This is a genomic window from Vibrio sp. YMD68, from assembly GCF_029958905.1.
In the GTDB taxonomy this organism is placed as follows: domain Bacteria; phylum Pseudomonadota; class Gammaproteobacteria; order Enterobacterales; family Vibrionaceae; genus Vibrio.
Genome location: NZ_CP124614.1, coordinates 110198 through 128103 on the forward strand (window position 1 = coordinate 110198; position 17906 = coordinate 128103).

General features: G+C 42.6%; 21 protein-coding genes. 15 read left to right on the top strand and 6 right to left on the bottom strand.

Going from position 1 to position 17906, the window contains the following annotated elements:
* Positions 1–14: 14 nt before the first annotated feature.
* Positions 15–656: an orotate phosphoribosyltransferase gene (pyrE, locus tag QF117_RS06440; RefSeq protein WP_017036311.1), complete on the top strand. Its 642-nt coding sequence runs from the start codon at positions 15–17 to the stop codon at positions 654–656.
* A 106-nt stretch (positions 657–762) separates the two neighbouring features.
* Here pyrE and lpxL read toward each other — a convergent pair whose 3' ends face one another.
* From lpxL to coaBC, 3 genes are all read right to left on the bottom strand, one after another.
* Positions 763–1713, bottom strand: a complete 951-nt coding sequence (gene lpxL / locus QF117_RS06445; protein ID WP_282388259.1) for an LpxL/LpxP family Kdo(2)-lipid IV(A) lauroyl/palmitoleoyl acyltransferase — start codon at positions 1711–1713, stop codon at positions 763–765.
* A gap of 21 nt (positions 1714–1734) precedes the next feature.
* Positions 1735–2325 (bottom strand): nucleoid occlusion factor SlmA, encoded by a 591-nt coding sequence (gene slmA / locus QF117_RS06450; RefSeq protein ID WP_017036313.1) that lies wholly within the window; start codon positions 2323–2325, stop codon positions 1735–1737.
* A 141-nt stretch (positions 2326–2466) separates the two neighbouring features.
* Positions 2467–3672, bottom strand: a complete 1206-nt coding sequence (gene coaBC / locus QF117_RS06455; protein WP_282388260.1) for a bifunctional phosphopantothenoylcysteine decarboxylase/phosphopantothenate--cysteine ligase CoaBC — start codon at positions 3670–3672, stop codon at positions 2467–2469.
* Positions 3673–3889: 217 nt separating this feature from the next.
* Between coaBC and radC the strand changes: the two genes are divergently transcribed.
* From radC to rpmG, 3 genes are all read left to right on the top strand, one after another.
* A complete protein-coding gene (gene radC / locus QF117_RS06460) occupies positions 3890–4564 on the top strand; it encodes a DNA repair protein RadC (protein WP_282388261.1) in 675 nt (224 codons plus the stop codon).
* Positions 4565–4857: 293 nt separating this feature from the next.
* On the top strand, positions 4858–5094 hold the full coding sequence (gene rpmB, locus QF117_RS06465) for a 50S ribosomal protein L28 (protein WP_017036316.1): 237 nt from the start codon (positions 4858–4860) through the stop codon (positions 5092–5094).
* 13 nt (positions 5095–5107) lie between these two features.
* Positions 5108–5275 (top strand): 50S ribosomal protein L33, encoded by a 168-nt coding sequence (rpmG, locus tag QF117_RS06470; protein WP_002535344.1) that lies wholly within the window; start codon positions 5108–5110, stop codon positions 5273–5275.
* Positions 5276–5391: 116 nt separating this feature from the next.
* On the opposite strand, the gene QF117_RS06475 is transcribed toward rpmG, so the two are convergent.
* Complete coding sequence (locus tag QF117_RS06475) at positions 5392–5523, bottom strand: hypothetical protein (protein WP_282388263.1); 132 nt, start codon at positions 5521–5523, stop codon at positions 5392–5394.
* Positions 5524–5594: 71 nt separating this feature from the next.
* Between QF117_RS06475 and QF117_RS06480 the strand changes: the two genes are divergently transcribed.
* Together QF117_RS06480 and mutM are read left to right on the top strand one after the other, a co-directional pair.
* A complete protein-coding gene (locus QF117_RS06480; RefSeq protein WP_282388264.1) occupies positions 5595–6074 on the top strand; it encodes a hypothetical protein in 480 nt (159 codons plus the stop codon).
* Between the two features lie 37 nt (positions 6075–6111).
* A complete protein-coding gene (mutM, locus tag QF117_RS06485) occupies positions 6112–6921 on the top strand; it encodes a bifunctional DNA-formamidopyrimidine glycosylase/DNA-(apurinic or apyrimidinic site) lyase (RefSeq protein ID WP_282388265.1) in 810 nt (269 codons plus the stop codon).
* Between the two features lie 22 nt (positions 6922–6943).
* Here mutM and QF117_RS06490 read toward each other — a convergent pair whose 3' ends face one another.
* Positions 6944–7711 (bottom strand): glycosyltransferase family 25 protein, encoded by a 768-nt coding sequence (locus QF117_RS06490; protein ID WP_282388266.1) that lies wholly within the window; start codon positions 7709–7711, stop codon positions 6944–6946.
* 267 nt (positions 7712–7978) lie between these two features.
* Between QF117_RS06490 and QF117_RS06495 the strand changes: the two genes are divergently transcribed.
* From QF117_RS06495 to QF117_RS06525, 7 genes are read left to right on the top strand one after another with little or no spacing between them, the layout of a single operon-like run.
* Positions 7979–8737: a glycosyltransferase family 25 protein gene (locus QF117_RS06495; protein WP_282388267.1), complete on the top strand. Its 759-nt coding sequence runs from the start codon at positions 7979–7981 to the stop codon at positions 8735–8737.
* Positions 8718–9929 (top strand): O-antigen ligase family protein, encoded by a 1212-nt coding sequence (locus QF117_RS06500; protein WP_282388268.1) that lies wholly within the window; start codon positions 8718–8720, stop codon positions 9927–9929. Before QF117_RS06495 ends, QF117_RS06500 begins: the two co-directional genes overlap by 20 nt.
* Positions 9926–10870, top strand: coding sequence for a glycosyl transferase family 90 (locus tag QF117_RS06505; protein ID WP_282388269.1), 945 nt, complete (start codon positions 9926–9928; stop codon positions 10868–10870). Before QF117_RS06500 ends, QF117_RS06505 begins: the two co-directional genes overlap by 4 nt.
* A 51-nt stretch (positions 10871–10921) precedes the next feature.
* Positions 10922–11977 carry a lipopolysaccharide heptosyltransferase II gene (gene waaF / locus QF117_RS06510; RefSeq protein ID WP_282388270.1) on the top strand — a complete coding sequence of 352 codons (1056 nt, stop codon included), beginning with the start codon at positions 10922–10924 and terminating at the stop codon, positions 11975–11977.
* A gap of 12 nt (positions 11978–11989) precedes the next feature.
* On the top strand, positions 11990–13291 hold the full coding sequence (gene waaA / locus QF117_RS06515) for a lipid IV(A) 3-deoxy-D-manno-octulosonic acid transferase (protein WP_282388271.1): 1302 nt from the start codon (positions 11990–11992) through the stop codon (positions 13289–13291).
* Positions 13288–14025: a glycosyltransferase family 25 protein gene (locus tag QF117_RS06520; protein ID WP_282388272.1), complete on the top strand. Its 738-nt coding sequence runs from the start codon at positions 13288–13290 to the stop codon at positions 14023–14025. The genes waaA and QF117_RS06520 overlap by 4 nt, the downstream gene beginning before the upstream one ends.
* 7 nt (positions 14026–14032) lie before the next feature.
* Positions 14033–14926 (top strand): hypothetical protein, encoded by an 894-nt coding sequence (locus QF117_RS06525; RefSeq protein WP_282388273.1) that lies wholly within the window; start codon positions 14033–14035, stop codon positions 14924–14926.
* A gap of 38 nt (positions 14927–14964) precedes the next feature.
* Here QF117_RS06525 and QF117_RS06530 read toward each other — a convergent pair whose 3' ends face one another.
* The gene (locus tag QF117_RS06530) at positions 14965–15687 is read right to left on the bottom strand and encodes a 3-deoxy-D-manno-octulosonic acid kinase (protein ID WP_282388274.1); all 723 of its coding nucleotides are present in this window, start codon (positions 15685–15687) and stop codon (positions 14965–14967) included.
* A gap of 71 nt (positions 15688–15758) precedes the next feature.
* Between QF117_RS06530 and QF117_RS06535 the strand changes: the two genes are divergently transcribed.
* A complete protein-coding gene (locus QF117_RS06535; RefSeq protein WP_282388275.1) occupies positions 15759–16862 on the top strand; it encodes a glycosyltransferase family 9 protein in 1104 nt (367 codons plus the stop codon).
* On the top strand, positions 16852–17904 hold the full coding sequence (locus QF117_RS06540; protein WP_282388276.1) for a glycosyltransferase family 9 protein: 1053 nt from the start codon (positions 16852–16854) through the stop codon (positions 17902–17904). Before QF117_RS06535 ends, QF117_RS06540 begins: the two co-directional genes overlap by 11 nt.
* Positions 17905–17906 lie beyond the last annotated feature (2 nt).

The following is a 17906-nucleotide window of genomic DNA, read 5'->3' on the forward strand; positions in this document are numbered from 1 at the left end:
GATGAGAGAGAAACATGAAAGCATATCAACGTGAATTTATTGAGTTTGCCCTAGAGAAAGAAGTATTAAAATTTGGTGAGTTTACTTTAAAGTCAGGCCGCACAAGCCCTTACTTCTTCAATGCTGGATTGTTTAATACTGGCCGCGATTTAGCGCGTCTTGGTCGCTTCTATGCCGCGGCACTGGCCGATTCTGGTATTGAATTTGATGTACTATTTGGCCCTGCTTACAAAGGCATTCCAATTGCAACCACAACGGCGGTTGCGTTAGCGGATCATCATGATATCGATACGCCATACTGCTTTAACCGTAAAGAAGCGAAAAACCATGGTGAAGGTGGCAACCTGGTTGGCAGTGATCTAGCGGGTCGTATTATGTTGGTGGATGATGTGATCACAGCCGGCACGGCGATTCGTGAATCGATGGAGATCATTCAAGCGAATGGCGCAGACTTAGCGGGTGTGTTGGTGGCGATAGACCGTCAAGAAAAAGGCAAGGGTGAGTTGTCTGCAATTCAAGAAGTTGAACGCGACTTTGGCTGTGCGATTATTTCCATCGTTAGCCTAACGGATCTAGTCACTTTCCTTGAAGAAAAAGGGACAGATGCCGCGAATCTAGAAGCGGTAAAAGCGTATCGCGCGCAGTACGGCATTTAAAAGTTAGACTAAAAAAGAGGCGAGAACAAAGAATGTTCTCGCCTCTTTTTTGCGTACCGAGACCTGAATGTCAGCTTGTCTTCAAACCGTGTCTACCGTCTACCGTCTATTTGTATCGAATCCCTTTCTCTACGCTTTCATCTTCCATGGTTTTATAGCGTTTATGCAGCCACATCCATTGCTCTGGCGCTCGTAAGATGATCTCTTCAACGTATTTGTTCATATAAGCAGCCGCTGATTTTTCATCTTTTTGTGGGTAATGTTCTTCAACCGACTTATTTGCCAATATCTCGTATTGTCCATCTTCACTTCTAAATCCAGATCCGACGACAATGGCACATTTACTGGTATACGCGAAAAGGCTGGTTCCAGTGGTTGTACAAGCATCTTGAACCGCAAAGAAAGGGACAAACGCAGATTTGTTGCGCCCGTAATCATGGTCAGGTAGGTAGAACAATCGCTCACCATTGCGCAGCACGCGAATCATACTTTTGACGTCTTTACGGTCTATCGCCCGATTGCCATTTTGGGTTCTGCCTCGATACTGAATAAAATTGTAGGCTGGGTTATTGTGTGGGCGATACGCCCCAGAGCCTGGAAGACCGATCACCGCGAAGGCTCGACAAGTGATCTCAAGATTGAGTGCATGAACACAGCAAAGCAGTACGCCTTTCCCATCTTTTTCATGTTGTTTTAGCGCTTCTGTGTCTTTATCGGTAATGAGTGTTTTAAAGCGCCATGTGGGCCAAAACCAGGCAATACCCGTTTCAATCAGCGCTAAACCGGTATTCTTAAAGTTTTCTTTGACCAGCGATTGGATTTCTTGCGGTGATTTGTCTGGGAAAGCGAGCTCGAGGTTTCGTGTGGCAACATGAACCCGCTTTTTGCCAAACCGCAACGCAACAAGCCCCATTGAGTGGCCAAAACGAAGCAACAGTCGGTAAGGCAACAGGTGGACAATCAAGGCCAATAATCCAAACCCTAGCCATACGCCCCAATACTTAGGATGCAACAGCGCCATTGAAAAAGTGGGTTTGTCGTAGGTTCTTTTATTCATAGTGATGACTTCATCAGGTGGTTATTGAATTTGTGCACTTAATAATGCCCAATATTCTTCAAAATTCGCGGTGGGTTGGTATTTAAAATCAGAACGAACGAAACGGTTGAGGCTACCTTCAACTTGCCCTAGGAGTTGTGCCGCCAGTATCGCTTCATCAACAGGGAAAGATTTCCCTTCGCGTAGCTTGCGTTCACGCAGGATTTGACGCAGAGACAACTCAATGCGTTCGTACAGCTGATTGATTCTATCGCGTAGACGTTCGTTCTCAAACATGAGGGCATGACCCGACAGGATACGGGTTAAACCAGGGTTTCGTTCTGAAAAGGCCAAAATGAGTTGGATCACTAATCGAATCCGGTTCAGGGTGTCTTTTTCTTCATCTAAGATTCGGTTGATGCGCGACATCAGTGATTCTTCAATAAACTCAATCAATCCTTCAAACATTCGGGCTTTACTTGGGAAGTGACGATAAAGCGCCGCTTCTGACACTCCGACTTGCTTAGCAAGCTTAGCGGTCGTGATTCGAGATGCTCCGTCTGTAGACTCAAGCATTTGTGCTAATGCTTGCAGTATTTCTTCACGACGATTGGATTTTCTTGTGCCGGCCATGACCCTTTCCTTTTGATGACAACTTGAGAAATAGAACGTAACGATAATTCACTGCTGGTAGATTGCTTAGTGTAACCAACAGTGAATGGAGTTCGTAGTGTTTCAATAAAAACGCAGTGGTTAAAAGTAAAAAAAGTGATATTAGAGGCTTTTCTCGATCAGCATCATAATCGATTCAGCGAGCTGTTTCTTAGATGCCAATGGAAGTGAATGCTCACCTTGCTTGTCAAAAACGGTAATGGCATTGTCGTTACTATTGAAGCCTTGGCCTGAAATTGACACATCGTTGGCACAGATCATATCCAGATTTTTGTTCACGAGTTTTCCGCGAGCGTATTTTTCGACTTCTTGAGTTTCAGCCGCAAAGCCAACGGTAAATGGTCGGTTTTGAGTGAGGGCTGCGACAGAGGCAACGATATCGGGATTTTTCACCATCGAGATGGTCATTTTATCGCTGTCTGTGGTTTTCTTGATTTTTTGATCGGCAATGATCTCAGGGCGATAATCCGCCACGGCTGCGCAGCTAATAAACACATCGTGAGTGGGCGCGTTTTTCATCACCGAATCGTACATTTGCTGTGCGCTTTCTACCTGAACAACAGAAGCCGATGCTGGCGCTGCGAGCGAAACGGGCCCGCTGACCAAAGTCACATTTGCGCCTAAATTTATTGCCGCTTGTGCAAGTGCATAGCCCATTTTTCCAGAGCTATGGTTGGAAATATAACGAACAGGATCAATCGCTTCACGAGTAGGTCCAGCCGAGATGAGTACCGATTTCCCAGCCAGTGGTTGAGATAGAGGCTGAAAGAATTGTTCACAGCGTTCAACGAGCTGTATCGGCTCTAACATTCTGCCAAGGCCAACATCGCCACACGCTTGTTCACCAGAGCCGGGGCCCCAAATATTGAGGCCGCGCTGTGTTAAGGTCGCAATGTTCTCTTGTGTCGCGATATTTTGGTACATCTGCTGGTTCATGGCAGGAGATACGGCAATCGGTGAATCCGTAGCAAGTACTAACGTACTGAGAAGATCATTTCCCATGCCCGCCGCTATTCGAGCGATCAGATCGGCGGTAGCAGGTGCAAGTAAGATAAGGTCAGCCCATTTCGCCTGTTCGATATGGCCCATAGAGGCTTCAGCCGCAGGATCAAATAAGCTTTCTGATACGGTGTTACCCGAGACGGCTTGCATAGTTAAAGGTGTGATGAACTCTTTGGCTGCACTGGTCATCACCACGCGAACTTGTGCTCCGCGCTCAACAAGGCGGCGAGTGAGTTCTGCGCATTTATACGCGGCAATACCGCCACTGATGCCCAATAGAATCTTTTTTCCTGCTAGGGTTTGCATGATGTTTTCCTTCGAAAATTCTGCCGCTAAGATAACATGGAGCTCTATTTTGTGACTAGTCCTGTTCTTGCGTAATAATGAACATCACAGTTGCATGGTTGTCATCGTTCACTCTCAACGATCATCGCTAGACAAGATAAATAGTGGCGCGGCTTTTATTGTATCGACATCCGTTATTTCAGTTTCAATTTCAATATAAATAGAAGTGAATGTCGTTATGAGTATTAAAGCATTACCCGCAGAGTCGATGCCAAGAGAAAAGCTATTAGCCAACGGTCCGAGCTCACTCACTGATGCTGAGTTGTTGGCTATCTTTCTCAGAACGGGAACCAAAGGCATGAATGTTCTCGAACTTTCTGACGTATTACTCAAAGACATGGGATCGCTGCGAGGGCTGTTTTCAGCGACTAAAGATCAGTTTTGTCATCACAAAGGGTTGGGGGAAGCCAAATTCGTTCAACTTCAAGCGGTGTTAGAGATGACACAACGCTACTTAGCCGAAACGTTAAAACGTGGCGATGCACTGAGTAGCCCTCAGCAAACCAAGCTTTATTTGTCGAGTATATTGAGAGATCGACAGCGAGAAGCCTTTCATGTGCTCTTTTTAGATAATCAAAACAGAGTAATAAAAGACGAAATCTTGTTTGAGGGGACCATTGATGCGGCGTCGGTTTACCCAAGAGAGGTCGTAAAGCGAGCATTAGAGCACAATTCCGCTGCATTAATCCTTGCCCATAATCACCCTTCAGGCGTTGCTGAGCCTAGCCAGGCGGACAGGCGGATCACGAGAAAACTGACTGATGCGCTGTCTTTAGTCGACATCAGAGTCCTTGACCATTTTGTGGTTGGTGACGGCGAAGTGGTCTCCTTTGCCGAACGTGGTTGGATTTGAATCACATTTTGGCTTGTTAGTTGATAAAAATCTGCTATCATTCCCGCCACATTTTAGAACCTTAAATCAGCCTCGATTACTCAATAAGCTGCGATGTTCAAAAAAAGATCACGAAATCCGGTAAAAAGGATCTGTTCGGGTCTTGAGCAATGCACGTCAAGTTAGTATAATGCGCGACCTTTGATAGCCTTGAATGGATTTTCCATTTTGGTTTTTACCTCTAATTTCATCTTTGATGGAGAGGTTCGGCCACCAAGGTTGATATCGAGCTGAAACGATTTGGAGAGACATTCATGTCCCGAGTATGTCAAGTAACTGGTAAGCGTCCAGTAGCGGGTAACAACCGTTCACACGCACGCAATGCTACCAAGCGTCGTTTTCTGCCGAACCTACAAACTCACCGTTTTTGGGTAGAGAGCGAAAAACGTTTTGTTAAACTACGTCTAACTGCTAAAGGCATGCGTATTATCGATAAGAAAGGCATTGATGCTGTACTTGTTGATGTCCGTGCACGTGGCGAAAACGTTTAAGAGGAATTGAACAATGGCTAAAGGCATTCGTGAGAAAATCCGTCTAGTATCATCTGCTGGAACAGGTCACTTCTACACAACTGACAAGAACAAACGTAACATGCCAGGCAAATTTGAGATCAAAAAGTTTGATCCAGTAGTTCGCCAACACGTTATGTACAAAGAAGCTAAAATCAAGTAATTGATCTTAACGCTTTAAAGCTTCTTGTTTAGAGAAGATTGCATAAAACCCAGCTTTCGAGCTGGGTTTTTAGTATCTACAACCATTCATTTAGTACCCACCATTACCATTAACGTCTAGCTTTCCTTCTTTTTCTCCTCTTTTAACCCTGTTTTCCGTCCTCTTTCCATCTTCTTTACTCCTCTTTTGAACCTGTCTTCCGTCCTCTTTCCACCTTCTTTTTCCCCTCTTTTAACCTTGCCTTCCATCCTTTTTTCCTATTTCCACCTTCGATCCCTTATACTTGTTAGATAAACGAATGTATTTATAGGGAATGAACATGCGAGTTTCACCAGCCCGTCGCAAGCGTTGGAACAATCTATTGATGCTGGCCATTGTGTGTTTTATCGGAGTGCTATACCTTCCGACGATCATCAAAACGTACTTAATTGAGCCGCCACACAGCCCCTATCCTTATTTATTAAACCCAGATGCAGAGCTTCAGTCTCTTCACTTTAGCCAGTGGTCTTTAGAAAAAAACCAAGGCCGGTGGAGAATTAGCGTGCCCAGTGCCATTGCGCCTGAAGAGTTAGCGGATCGATGGCGAGCGCTTGTTGGAACGGAAGTCGATGACAAAACACGCCAAGCGTTGAATCCGACTCTGATTAACCCACAGACCATAGAAGTGTGGTATGCGGATCAAGAAGAGCCACAAAGGATCACCTATTATCAGACGCCCCAGTTCTGGTTATTAAAAAATTGGGAAGAAAAGTGGATAGCGCTTTCTGTTGAAGTGAATTACCTCGTTCCTGGCTCTTAAGTCATCATTATCATCTGTTTTCAAGGAGTTGTAACTCATGCCTGAGTTGCCTGAAGTTGAAGTGAGCCGAATGGGGATCAGCCCCCACCTTATCGGCCAAACCATCCACTCATTGACTTTTCGAACACCGAAACTGCGTTGGGATATCCCACAAGAGTTAAAAAAAATGGAAGGGGAAGTGATTCGAGCCATATCTCGAAGAGCAAAATACCTGATCATTGAAACCGACATTGGTAGCGCTATTGTTCATTTGGGTATGTCAGGATCATTAAGAGTATTAGATGCCGACTTCGAAGCGGCAAAGCATGACCATGTTGATCTCAAACTCACCAATGGAAAAGTTTTACGCTATAACGATCCGCGACGCTTCGGGTGTTGGTTATGGATTGAAAAAGGTGAGTCTCATTCGGTATTAGTGAACATTGGCCCTGAGCCGTTAACCGATGAATTCAATGCGGCCTACATGTTTGATAAAGCAAAAGGCAAGCGTGTGACCGTTAAGCAATTCATCATGGATAACAAAAATGTGGTTGGGGTCGGAAATATCTATGCCTGTGAGTCTCTGTTTTCTTCCAAATTACATCCGACTCGGCAAGCGGGTAAAATTCTAAAAAGAGAGTGGGGCGTGTTGGTGCCCGAAATCAAACAGGTATTATCCAAAGCCATCGAACAAGGTGGGACAACGTTAAAAGACTTTGCCCAAGCCGATGGTAAGCCGGGGTATTTTGCTCAAGAACTGCAAGTGTATGGTAGGGCAGGAAAGAAATGCCCAATTTGCAGCACTTTGGTTGAAGAGCAAAAAATTGGGCAACGTAATACGTTTTTTTGTGGTGTGTGCCAGTGCTAAAGCAAGGCTATTGTTTTAGCGTTTAGCCTTTCCACCATTTGGTGGGTTTGTACTCGTTTCCTAAAACGGCTAAGTGATAAAAGTTTGTCATGAGGTTAAGAGTCATATTTTTAACCTTATTGATAATTTTCATGACTGCAACGAAGTAGTTCTTCTTACCGGATCGTTTCCGGTTGCCGATGATAGAAGGTTTGTTTTCTCCCCAAAGGCCCGATTGACAAACACCAAAGATAGGTTGTTTATGAATCCAAGCATTACGTAAGAACACATCGACAGGGTAATCAAAAGTTTGGCTGTGTTCTATGAAGGCTTTCGCGCATTTAGGCGAGATAGCGTAGGCCGTCATGCACTGTGGGATTTTAAGGTATTTCACTAATCGCTGTTCACCATAAGTGCGAACTTGATAGAACATGTCGTGGTTATCGGCATTTTCAATTCGAATATAGCCGCATTTGTCGATATGTTCTTTAGCGATGTCCAATGTGCTTTGAAACATCTCAGGGTTAATATCAAAATCATCCTCAAAAATGATGATGGGTTCGTTAAGCTCTACACACTTCTGCCACATAAGGTAGTGGCTGGCGTAGCATCCAAATTCTCCAATGGCTGCTGGGCGCCCCATGTTATATAGAAATTCTTTATCTCTGTTGCGGTTTAGCAAAGGGTGAGTGTCTACTCGTGCATCAACACCGATAAAGAATTCAACCTCGAGCTGTGCTTTCGTGAGGACTTTTTTTGTGGTGGCTTGGCGATCTTCGCAGCCGTTTAGGGTTATGCAGTATGACTTCATAAAAAATCCAGTGTTAAATATAGGTAGATTAATTACATGAAATATTGCTTTGTTACAAATCGAAAGTGAGAGTTTGTAAGCTAAGCGACAACTTTTTTTCAAGGAGTTTTTAGAGAGTGCAGGGTGCATTTTTTGTCATAGATGTCAGAAGCAAAGTCAGGGCTCTCGTTTTCTTATACTGTATGAGTAAGATTGCGTGAAACATATGCTGACTCAAGATATAATCTGTTCTTTTTTCGCCCCGTATTGTAGTAGGAGAGGCCTTAAATGGTGCAACCCATTGAGCATGTGTTTGTCATTCATGTAAGTGAAGGATATGAAGATAGAAGGAAGCATATCGACAAGCATTTACCAGAGTCAGGTCTGGATAGTTTTGAGTATGTGCTTGATGGTGATATTAAAGACTTAACAAGGGATGTTTTAGATAGCTTATTCCTAGGTAGTCCTCAAACCCCGGCAGAGAAATCATGTTTCTATAAGCACTATTTAACTTACAAAGCTATTGTGGAAAGAGAGATTCCTTTTGCTCTGGTGTTAGAAGATGATGCCTATTTGACAAAAAACTTTTCAAGTAAATTAGAAAAAGTTATTGATGAGCTGAAGGATAAGTCTAACTATCTTATTAATATAGAAAGTGCTTATTTGAGCGTGCCATTTAAATTTCGTAAGTGTGATCAGCACATTTATTTAGCCAACTACACCAAAATGACGGGTGGTTATATTATTGACTATAAAGCGGCTAAAAAGCTGTACGACTATCTTAACTCTCATCCTATTCACCTTCCTATAGATGTTTATCAAAGTGAAATGAGAGATGTTATTGGATTTAATATTTATTGGGCTCAACCGGATCTAGTTCAGCAAGGCAGCAAAAATGGTACTTTTGCTAGTGCCATTAATGCTGAAGGCACAGGGGTAGCTGATAAATTTCGCTATATGATTAAGAACTACCATAAGAAGTATATTTGGAGTCATGTCAACAAACGAGTTTTAAGAGTCTTTGAAAATGTCAAATCACATAAGTAGTAATAAAAATAATAATAAATTTATTCAGCTTCTATTCATTCTTCCTGTTCTTTGGATGACGACAGGAATGCTATGGGACGGTGATGGGGATATGCGTCTCGTTCCCATTGTTCTAGTTTTAGCTTTGGTCTCAATATTCTTTTTTCGCTTCGAGATCATAAAAGACAATTTCAAGAATAGCTTTTGGATTAAGCTGTTGCTTGTCAGTGGACTGTTTGGTGCCATCGCATATAAAATATATGGCTTTGATTCACGTGAACTAAGAGCTACTTTGGCTATTCTTGTCTTATTGTTAGTAACTCCAAGAGACTTTTACACTAAAAACGTTATGCAGTGGATGTTGCTGGTCGCCGCGTGTTCTTGCGCTTTATATGGGTATTACTATCAGGTTCATGTTTATATGGACCGTGGATCTTGGCCTATCAACGCTATTCCATTTGCAACCATTTGTGGATTAGTTGGTATCTTTTCTCTGGGACTTATTGTTGCCCATTTCAAAGAAAAGAGTGTAGTAATTTTATTTGCTTCATTTTCTTTTTCTGTGGTTGGTTTATTACTTAGTCAATCGCGTGGGCCTTTGATCTCTATGTTGGTGATAGTTTTCCTTCTCTTATTATACGTCTCATCTAGAAGAAGCAAAAAATTGAGTGTATACGTACTAGTGTGTTTAAGTGCAATTACCTTGGGAATATCTCAGTTATCATTCGTTCAACAGAGAGTCGAATATACTGTTCAAGAATATCGGTTGATCCAAAAGGGTGAATACGGGTCTTCTGTTGGGGTTCGCTTGAGAATGCTCAATATGGGGGTTGAGTTGTGGCAAAAAAAACCAATTTTGGGTTATGGTAAAGATATCAAGCAAGAGTTTGATCGATTAGAATCAGAAAAAAGAATATCTCCGATATTTAATAGATACATTTCAATGACTTTTCACAATGGCTATATCGATAAATTTGTTATGTATGGAGTAGTTGGTGGCGTTATTTTTATTTCTTTTTTGCTTTATCCCATTATATTGTCTAGGCGATTTTCTATAGAAAATGGCTCCGCTCTTTTATGGCCTCCTGCATTATTTATAGCAGTTTGTAATTTTTCAGATGCGCCATTTATTAATGCTCAAGCGGCAATTTATTATATGTACTTGATTGGTTTTGTTAGCTTTATGCTGATGAATCAAAAAGAGGAAGCATGAAGCTATTTTATTACCTAAAGCATACGGCTTTGGAGTTGCTACCAAGAACTCTGTTTCGAAGGCATTATAGTGTTTTAAATGGTGCTTATCAGGGGCAAGAAGGTTACATTAAAGGGCGCGTTAAGTATTATTTTAAAGTTAAAGGCTCATTTGCACTTTCAAACAACGGTGTTGAAATCAACAACTATAAGAGAAAAGGTTACACCTCATACTATTTTGATCTCAAAGAGTTTCTTCATTATTTCCCAAAGCACTTTCGATTTTATTATTATTTCGGTGATGAAACGCACATAGAGCCAGTGCCTACCTTGTTCAAAGCTCGCCCAATAGAAGGGGACAATCGAAACTCCGTCCTTTTCAAGCTCGATAAAAGACGTCACTTTCGCTTCGTTAATGACAAGCTAAAATATTCAGATAAAAAGGATATGGCCGTCTTTCGAGGCGCGGTCACGCAACCTCATCGTATTCGCTTTATGCAAGAGATGTTCGAACATCCATTAGTGGATGCTGGGCAATCTAATTCATGTGATGAACACCCAGAATGGCAGAAGCCGTTTATGTCGGTTGATGAACAACTTCAATATAAGTTTCTGATTTGTTTAGAAGGCAATGATGTTGCGTCAAATTTAAAATGGGCGATGTCTTCGAACTCTGTGGTTATTACACCTAAAATGAAGTACGAAACTTGGTTTATGGAAGGCACATTAAAAGCGGGTGTTCACTATATTGAAGTGAAAGATGACTGGTCAGATTTTGACGAAAAAATGCAATATTACCTAGCTCATCCAGAAGAAGCTGAGAAGATCATTAAAAACGCACATGACTATGTCGCGCCATTTAAAGATGAAAAATTAGAGCAACTTATTTGCATTAAAACACTAGAACGTTACTTCGAATTATCCGGTCAATACGTTAATGAACACCATAATGATAATAGCTAGAACCGTTAGAATTAGAACCGTTAGAACCAGAACGATAAGAAATAGAAGACTATGAAAATACTGGTAATCGGCCCGTCATGGGTAGGGGACATGGTGATGTCCCAAGGTTTGTACATTGAACTAAAAAAACAATATCCTGATGCCCTTATTGACGTCTTGGCTCCGGCCTGGTGTAAGCCAATCCTTGAGCGAATGGCCGAGGTGAATCAAGCCCTTGAAATGCCATTGGGGCATGGACAGTTTGATCTGAAAACTCGATATTCGTTAGGCAAGTCTCTGAAAAATGAACAATATGACAGGGCCTATACACTACCAAACTCAGCGAAATCCGCGCTCATTCCTTGGTTTGCTCAAATACCCAAGCGAGTGGGCTGGAAAGGTGAAATGCGTTATGGACTTCTCAACGACATCCGCACCAACAAAAAATCCTTCCAATACATGCTTGAGAGATATGTAGCATTAGCGTATGCCAAAGAAAAAATGACGGGCAGTGGTTGTTTGGGTGAGCTATCAGGCTTGCCGTTTCCAAAGCTAGAAGTCATAGAGCAAACACAATCGGCAGCGATGGAAGAATTCGGTTTAAATTTGGAGCGCCCCGTTCTTGGTTTATGCCCTGGCGCTGAATTCGGCCCAGCCAAACGTTGGCCCGATAATCACTTTGCTGCAGTTGCCTCTAGGATGATTGAACTCGGCTATCAAGTGTGGCTATTTGGTTCGGCCAAAGATCGAGAAGTGACAACCAAAATTATTGATCAAGTACAATCTGATGGGCAGCAGTATTGTTTTAATCTCGCTGGCAGCACAAGCCTGATTCAGGCCGTCGATCTGATTGGCGCCTGTCGTACCGTTGCCAGTAATGACTCTGGTTTGATGCATGTTGCCGCTGCGGTGGGCTGTAACGTAGTTGCTGTTTACGGGTCTAGTTCTCCGAAATACACACCACCGCTAACCGAGAAGTTGTCGATTCTGAATACTGACATTGACTGTCGCCCTTGCTTTGAACGAGTTTGTCCTAAACAGCATCTAAAGTGCTTAACGGAGCTTATGCCTGAGAAAGTTATTACTGCGATTCAGCAGTTTGACATCATTAAACAAGAGCATATTTAAAAGGCGAGAAGAATGACAACGATGGTTCGTTGGTGTTACACCATACTGCTCAGTCTCATTAGCCCCATTTTACTGTGGGGTTTGTATCGTCCGAAAACCAACAAACCACCCTTTGGTCGACGCTGGAAAGAGCATTTCGGTTTCACACCAAAAATTGACCACAGAAAATCAGGTGTTATCTGGATTCATGCTGTGTCAGTCGGTGAAGTTCTGGCCAGTAAGAAGTTAGTGGAGAAGTTGGCAGAGCAAAACCCAGACAAACGAATACTGGTGACAACAACAACCAGTACTGGCGCTGAGCAAGTTGAAAGGATGGGTAATGGCATCATACACCGTTATATGCCGATAGATTTTAGCTGGTGTGTTCGAGGTTTTATTCATACTGTCCAACCCGAAAAAATGCTCATTATTGAAACAGAGTTATGGCCGAATACGATTCATACCGTTGCTAATAATCACATCCCAATTACGTTAATCAATGGTCGCCTTTCGGAAAAATCTGTTGGTAATTATCGTAAATTAAATGCTTTGATTTATCCTGCGGTCTCCCAGTTACATTTAATACTCACGGTTCATGCTGCTGATAAAGCTCGATTTGAATCCCTTGGGGTGTCAAGTGAAAAGGTTATTGTTACAGGCTCTATTAAGTATGACGTTACACTCAATCAAGATATCGAAGTTCAAGGACATGCACTAAAAAACGCCCTTGGAACCAACAGAAAAATAGTAGTAGCAGCTAGCACTCATCAAGGAGAGGATGAACAAATACTTGAGGCTTATCAACAAGCCAAAATGGAGGTGCCAGAGCTATTGCTCGTGATTGTCCCTCGTCATCCTGAGCGGTTTGATCGAGTGGCGGATTTAGTCTTAAGCCAAGGCTTAACTTTGGTTCGTCGCAGTGATTCGATAGAGAGTGTTGGTCGTCATGTCGATGTCTATTTGGGCGATACGATGGGCGAACTCATGGTTATGTTATCGGCAAGCGATCTTGTTTTCATGGGTGGAAGCCTAATCGGAAAAAAAGTTGGCGGGCATAATTTCATAGAGCCAGCACTGCTTAAAAAATACTGTTTAACAGGCCCTAGTTATTTTAATTTTTCTGATCTTGCTCATCAGCTTATAGAGTCGAATGCGCTTTCCGTAGTATCGGATGCAAACGATCTTGCGATGCAGATAGTCAGCGCCCTGGCTAAACCGGAAGAGTTAACTGAAAAAGGGCAGTGGGGCTATGGTATAGTTAAGCGCAATCAAGGCGCTTTACATAAAACACTCGAGTTAGTAAGTACTTCACCAAATATTGAGACACCATCATGATCAAAACTTTTGTCATTCATGTCAGTAAAGGCTATGAAGAGCGCAGACAGCACATCGATAAACACCTGCCTGAGCGTGGTATTACGGATTATGAGTACATGCTGCGCGGTGATATTGATGATTTGAATGATGAAATTCGTAATGAGTTTTTTGATGATTCGCTAAGGTTGCCTGAAAAATCCTGTTTCTATAAGCACTACTTGGTGATGAAGAAGGTCGTTGAAGAGCAGATACCTCATGTTTTAGTGCTTGAAGATGATGCCATCTTGGTAAGAAACTTCTTGGATAAGCTACTTGAAGCTTTAGGTGAAGTGAGTGAAGAGTCTAATTATTTTGTCAACATTGAAGATGCAGCTACATCCGTACCATTCAGCTTAAGAGTTTCAGGGCAGCAACTTTACCGTAGTAAAACAAATAAGCTGTGTGGAGGCTATGTCTACGATTTATCTTTCGCGACGAGAATGGTGACTTATATTGAGACGAACACAATTGATGCGCCTATCGATGGGTTAATTGGGAATGTTCGTTCTGAGCTGGGTTACAATATATTTTGGTGCCAGCCGCCTCTTGTTTCGCAAGGAAGCAAAAATGGAATGTTTGCCAGCGAACTGAACGGCGCAAAATCTGGGCTCTACATACGATTAAGAAGTGCGATTAAAGACTGTTATAGACGTGATATTCGAAGTCATCTCAGTAAAAAACACAAAGCGCTCTTTCAGAACATGAACAAGTAGTAAGACTATGACATCAAACTTAGCTCGGACACACTTAACCTTCGTAGTTTATGGAAACGATAAAACTTACTATCAAGGCGCAAGGTTTTGCATTTTGTCTTTTTTAGCCAATTGGGTTGAGGCAAATGGAACTAGGCCTGAAATCTCTGTTCTAGCGGAAGAGACTGAGCACTTCGCTAGTATGCCAATTAAAGTGTTTCCTATATCGCCTTCTCAAAAGGCAGAATGGAGCCTAGACAATACTTATCACTTCAGAATTAAAAATCGTGGTTTAAAATATCTTTGTGATAATTTAGAGTTGAACCCTGAAGATAAACTTCTTTTTTTAGATACCGACACATACTTTACCCTAGCCACCAATGTGTACTTCGATTCAATCTCCAATGATAGTGCACTGTTGTTTTGCTCGGAAGTGAACATTAATACCCTTCCAAAGAATAATGAATATGCCGCTATAAGAGATAGGGATATTAAACTCGCTGATGGCAGCGTCTATCGCACAGACTCCGACTCGGTCATGTGGGCATCTGCAGTGATTGGAATGACTGGATCTCGCATATCAGCTTTCGATCATGCTGATATGTTGATTCAAGGCTTACGCAAGGAAGGGTGTTTCGCTCATACTCTAGAGCAATTTGCGTTATCTGAAGTTCTTTCTAGGCAAGTTTCGATTACGCCAGCAAAAGAGTGGGTGAACCACTACTCAACGAGTGGAAGAAAAGACTGGGCCAGAATCGTTTTAGAGCGATTTTTTGAAGAGCATGGCAACAAGCCTTTTGAAGAGCAAGTACGCCTAGCAAAAGGTGTCAGCTTTAAGCGCCCCCTTGCTGAGGTGATTCGAGGGCATATCTACAAGAAGAAAAAGAAACTTCGCAAATTGTTTGGCCTGAAAGAAGAGTAGGATTTGCCTGCATTAGTTTCAGTATTCTTTCTGGGTAATCAAGAGTAATCGAGGGTACTTTCACAGTATCCTTTTTTTATCTCTGAAAAGTCAAAATTAGCGGCACTAATGCGCCCTAGTCGGACTTCCTTTTCGAATGAGCGTTCAAGGCGCTCTATATTGCTCTCTTTCCAGTTATCGCCACTTTGTGTTCGGCACTTATCAAAATCAATAATCCAAACTTTTTTGTCTTTATCGAGTAGGATATTGTGAATGTTAAGGTCAGTATGATTAACGTTCACATCGTGCATTTTTCGAATTTGACGACCTATATTTCTCAAGTCAGTGTTTGATAGCTTCTCACTCGAGAGTATCTTTACCAAATCTTCAGCATGAGGGAGTTTTTGAACTAAGATATCAGCCTTGTAGGTTAGTCCGTTCTTTGAGACTTTTGCTGCGACTGGAGCCGGAACGTTGACATTATTTTCAGTCAGTAGTTTGAGTAGTAGCAGCTCTTGAAAAGCTCTCGACGTCTTTAACCCTGTAAACCAGTAGCGATCACGGACCAGTTTTCCAAACAAACCACCGCGAATATAGTGCCTAAGGGCAAAGTTATCTTTATTACCTTTTACAAACCATGTCGTCCCTCTACCTTGGGCACTGCCTAGTATCGCTTGATTCTCTTTCCAGTAATCAATAGAAAAAGCAGATTCAACATCTTCTGTGAGCACTAAAGGATCATACCAGTACGTTGCATTGTTGATTTGTTTTGTTGTGAACATGAATCACTGTCTCGTATTGGTGGGTTTATGGCATACTAGGTAAAACAGTATATCAAACGCCTAATAGATTGATGAACGATTCATATAGTTACCAGAAAATATTAGTTATTGCTACTCACTGTATCGGTGACAGTTTGTTGATCTCAACGTTTACTCGAAGCTTACGCAATGCATTTCCGAACGCTAAAATTGACGTGCTAGTCAATGCTAGAGGTGAGATGGTTTTTGGCACGAACCCAGATGTGGACTCTTTGGTTGAAATCCCCCCAAGAGCATCACTGAAAGATTATTACCGCATTCTGCAAAAACATGGGCGGTATGATTTGGTCGTGAATGAAATGCTCAATGATAGAACGGCGATATACAGCTTTATTTTTGGTAAGCAGAGACTGGGAGCGATTGATGAATCACTTTCAGGCACTTGGCTTAAGAAGCTTGTTTATCATCATCATATTACAGAACAACATCGTTTTGAGCATAAAATGAGCCGAGCCGCTCGCATGCTTGAAATCATCGGTGTTGAATGTACACCTAGGCTTGTTTCACCGGAAGAGCCTCTTCCCGATGTGATTCAACAAAAGCTGCCACAGCGTTATATTGTTGTACACCCACCATCTTCCAATGAAATTAAACAGTGGCCCGTTGACTATTGGATTGCAACCATCAACAGTCTCATCGCATCTGGCTACAATATTGTGCTCTCTGGCGCTAAATTGGAGCGAGATGAAGCGGTTGTAAATCAGATACTCCATAAAATACCGGAATCACCTCAGTTAGTGAGTGCGTTAGGGCAGCTTACATTGGCACAAACCTCTGCACTGTTGAAACAAAGCGATGGCTTTCTTGGGCCGGATAGTGGGCCCGGACATATGGCGTCAGGTTACCCAATCCCCATTGTTTCTATCATTAGCGTTGCTCCTGCGAGTATGTGGTCACCTTGGCCGTATGAACAGCCAATTGATGTCAAAAATAACCTGTATCGAAATGGCACGGCGTCTCAAAGAGTGGCAAATATTCGACTTTTGCAATCGGAACGCAGCTGTGTCCCTTGTTATAAGAACCACTGTAAGATCAGCGATGATTTGTATTCACCATGCCTAAAAGACATTACTCCAGAGCAGGTGATCTCGGCTGTTAAGGAAATGATGCCGTTGGATTCAGTAAATGAAGAGTAATTTATCAGCACCGAAATCCATCTGCATTCTTCGCCTATCTGCCATTGGTGATGTTTGCCATGCACTCTCGACTGTACAGCGTATTCAAACCACATATCCAGAATGCAAAATCACTTGGATTATGGGAAAAATAGAATCTCAGCTACTGGGTGATCTGCCGGGCATTCAGGTGGTGGTGTTTGATAAAAAACGCGGCTTAAAAGGGATGAAGGAAGTATGGAAAACCCTAAGCCAAACCCAATTCGATTATTTGCTGCACATGCAGGTGGCGTTAAGAGCCAGCGTATTAACACTCGGCATTAAAGCCAAAATCAAAGTGGGTTTTAGCTGGAGTCGAGCCAAAGAAGGCCAATGGTTATTTACCAATAGAAAACTACCGCGAACCAATGCCTCGCATGTTCTGGATAATTTCTCTCAATTTGCTCAGTTTTTAGGGTGCCCTCAACTGGCACCAAGCTGGAATCTTCCTCTTTCATTGGCAGATCAACAACTGGCAAACGAGCTTTCAGAGCAGACATACATTGTTATTAGCCCGGCAGCCAGTAAAGATGAACGTAACTGGCTGGTTGAACGCTACGCCGCTGTTGCTGACCATGCGCATCACTTAGGTTTGCAGGTTGTGCTTTGCGGTGCTCCAACCGATAGAGAGCGAGAATTAGCAAAGAACATTACACAGCATATGGCGTCACCAAGTATTAACTTGGTTGGTAAAACGTCACTCAAACAGTTGACGGCAGTCATCGCTAAAGCCAGCGCAGTCATTGCCCCTGATTCCGGCCCTGCTCATATTGCAACGACTCAAGGCACTCCTGTTATAGGACTTTATGCCCACAGTAATCCTCGTCGAACTGGGCCGTATAACAGTTTAGAGCACGTCGTTTCAGTTTATGATGACGTCGCCGCTGAGCAACACGGTCAATCCGCTGATACCTTACCTTGGGGAACGAGGGTCAAGGGGAGCGATTTAATGCAGCGTATTGAAGTGAATGATGTGATTGAAAAGCTAGAACAAGTACTTGTGCTGAATAATAAAAAACAATAAGG

Bases quoted from the DNA above. Each gene is read 5' to 3' on its own strand.
- pyrE (WP_017036311.1), top strand. From the start codon at position 15: ATGAAAGCATATCAACGTGAATTTATTGAGTTTGCCCTAGAGAAAGAA.
- lpxL (WP_282388259.1), bottom strand. From the start codon at position 1,713: ATGAATAAAAGAACCTACGACAAACCCACTTTTTCAATGGCGCTGTTG.
- slmA (WP_017036313.1), bottom strand. From the start codon at position 2,325: ATGGCCGGCACAAGAAAATCCAATCGTCGTGAAGAAATACTGCAAGCA.
- coaBC (WP_282388260.1), bottom strand. From the start codon at position 3,672: ATGCAAACCCTAGCAGGAAAAAAGATTCTATTGGGCATCAGTGGCGGT.
- radC (WP_282388261.1), top strand. From the start codon at position 3,890: ATGAGTATTAAAGCATTACCCGCAGAGTCGATGCCAAGAGAAAAGCTA.
- rpmB (WP_017036316.1), top strand. From the start codon at position 4,858: ATGTCCCGAGTATGTCAAGTAACTGGTAAGCGTCCAGTAGCGGGTAAC.
- rpmG (WP_002535344.1), top strand. From the start codon at position 5,108: ATGGCTAAAGGCATTCGTGAGAAAATCCGTCTAGTATCATCTGCTGGA.
- QF117_RS06475 (WP_282388263.1), bottom strand. From the start codon at position 5,523: ATGGAAGGCAAGGTTAAAAGAGGGGAAAAAGAAGGTGGAAAGAGGACG.
- QF117_RS06480 (WP_282388264.1), top strand. From the start codon at position 5,595: ATGCGAGTTTCACCAGCCCGTCGCAAGCGTTGGAACAATCTATTGATG.
- mutM (WP_282388265.1), top strand. From the start codon at position 6,112: ATGCCTGAGTTGCCTGAAGTTGAAGTGAGCCGAATGGGGATCAGCCCC.
- QF117_RS06490 (WP_282388266.1), bottom strand. From the start codon at position 7,711: ATGAAGTCATACTGCATAACCCTAAACGGCTGCGAAGATCGCCAAGCC.
- QF117_RS06495 (WP_282388267.1), top strand. From the start codon at position 7,979: ATGGTGCAACCCATTGAGCATGTGTTTGTCATTCATGTAAGTGAAGGA.
- QF117_RS06500 (WP_282388268.1), top strand. From the start codon at position 8,718: ATGTCAAATCACATAAGTAGTAATAAAAATAATAATAAATTTATTCAG.
- QF117_RS06505 (WP_282388269.1), top strand. From the start codon at position 9,926: ATGAAGCTATTTTATTACCTAAAGCATACGGCTTTGGAGTTGCTACCA.
- waaF (WP_282388270.1), top strand. From the start codon at position 10,922: ATGAAAATACTGGTAATCGGCCCGTCATGGGTAGGGGACATGGTGATG.
- waaA (WP_282388271.1), top strand. From the start codon at position 11,990: ATGACAACGATGGTTCGTTGGTGTTACACCATACTGCTCAGTCTCATT.
- QF117_RS06520 (WP_282388272.1), top strand. From the start codon at position 13,288: ATGATCAAAACTTTTGTCATTCATGTCAGTAAAGGCTATGAAGAGCGC.
- QF117_RS06525 (WP_282388273.1), top strand. From the start codon at position 14,033: ATGACATCAAACTTAGCTCGGACACACTTAACCTTCGTAGTTTATGGA.
- QF117_RS06530 (WP_282388274.1), bottom strand. From the start codon at position 15,687: ATGTTCACAACAAAACAAATCAACAATGCAACGTACTGGTATGATCCT.
- QF117_RS06535 (WP_282388275.1), top strand. From the start codon at position 15,759: ATGAACGATTCATATAGTTACCAGAAAATATTAGTTATTGCTACTCAC.
- QF117_RS06540 (WP_282388276.1), top strand. From the start codon at position 16,852: ATGAAGAGTAATTTATCAGCACCGAAATCCATCTGCATTCTTCGCCTA.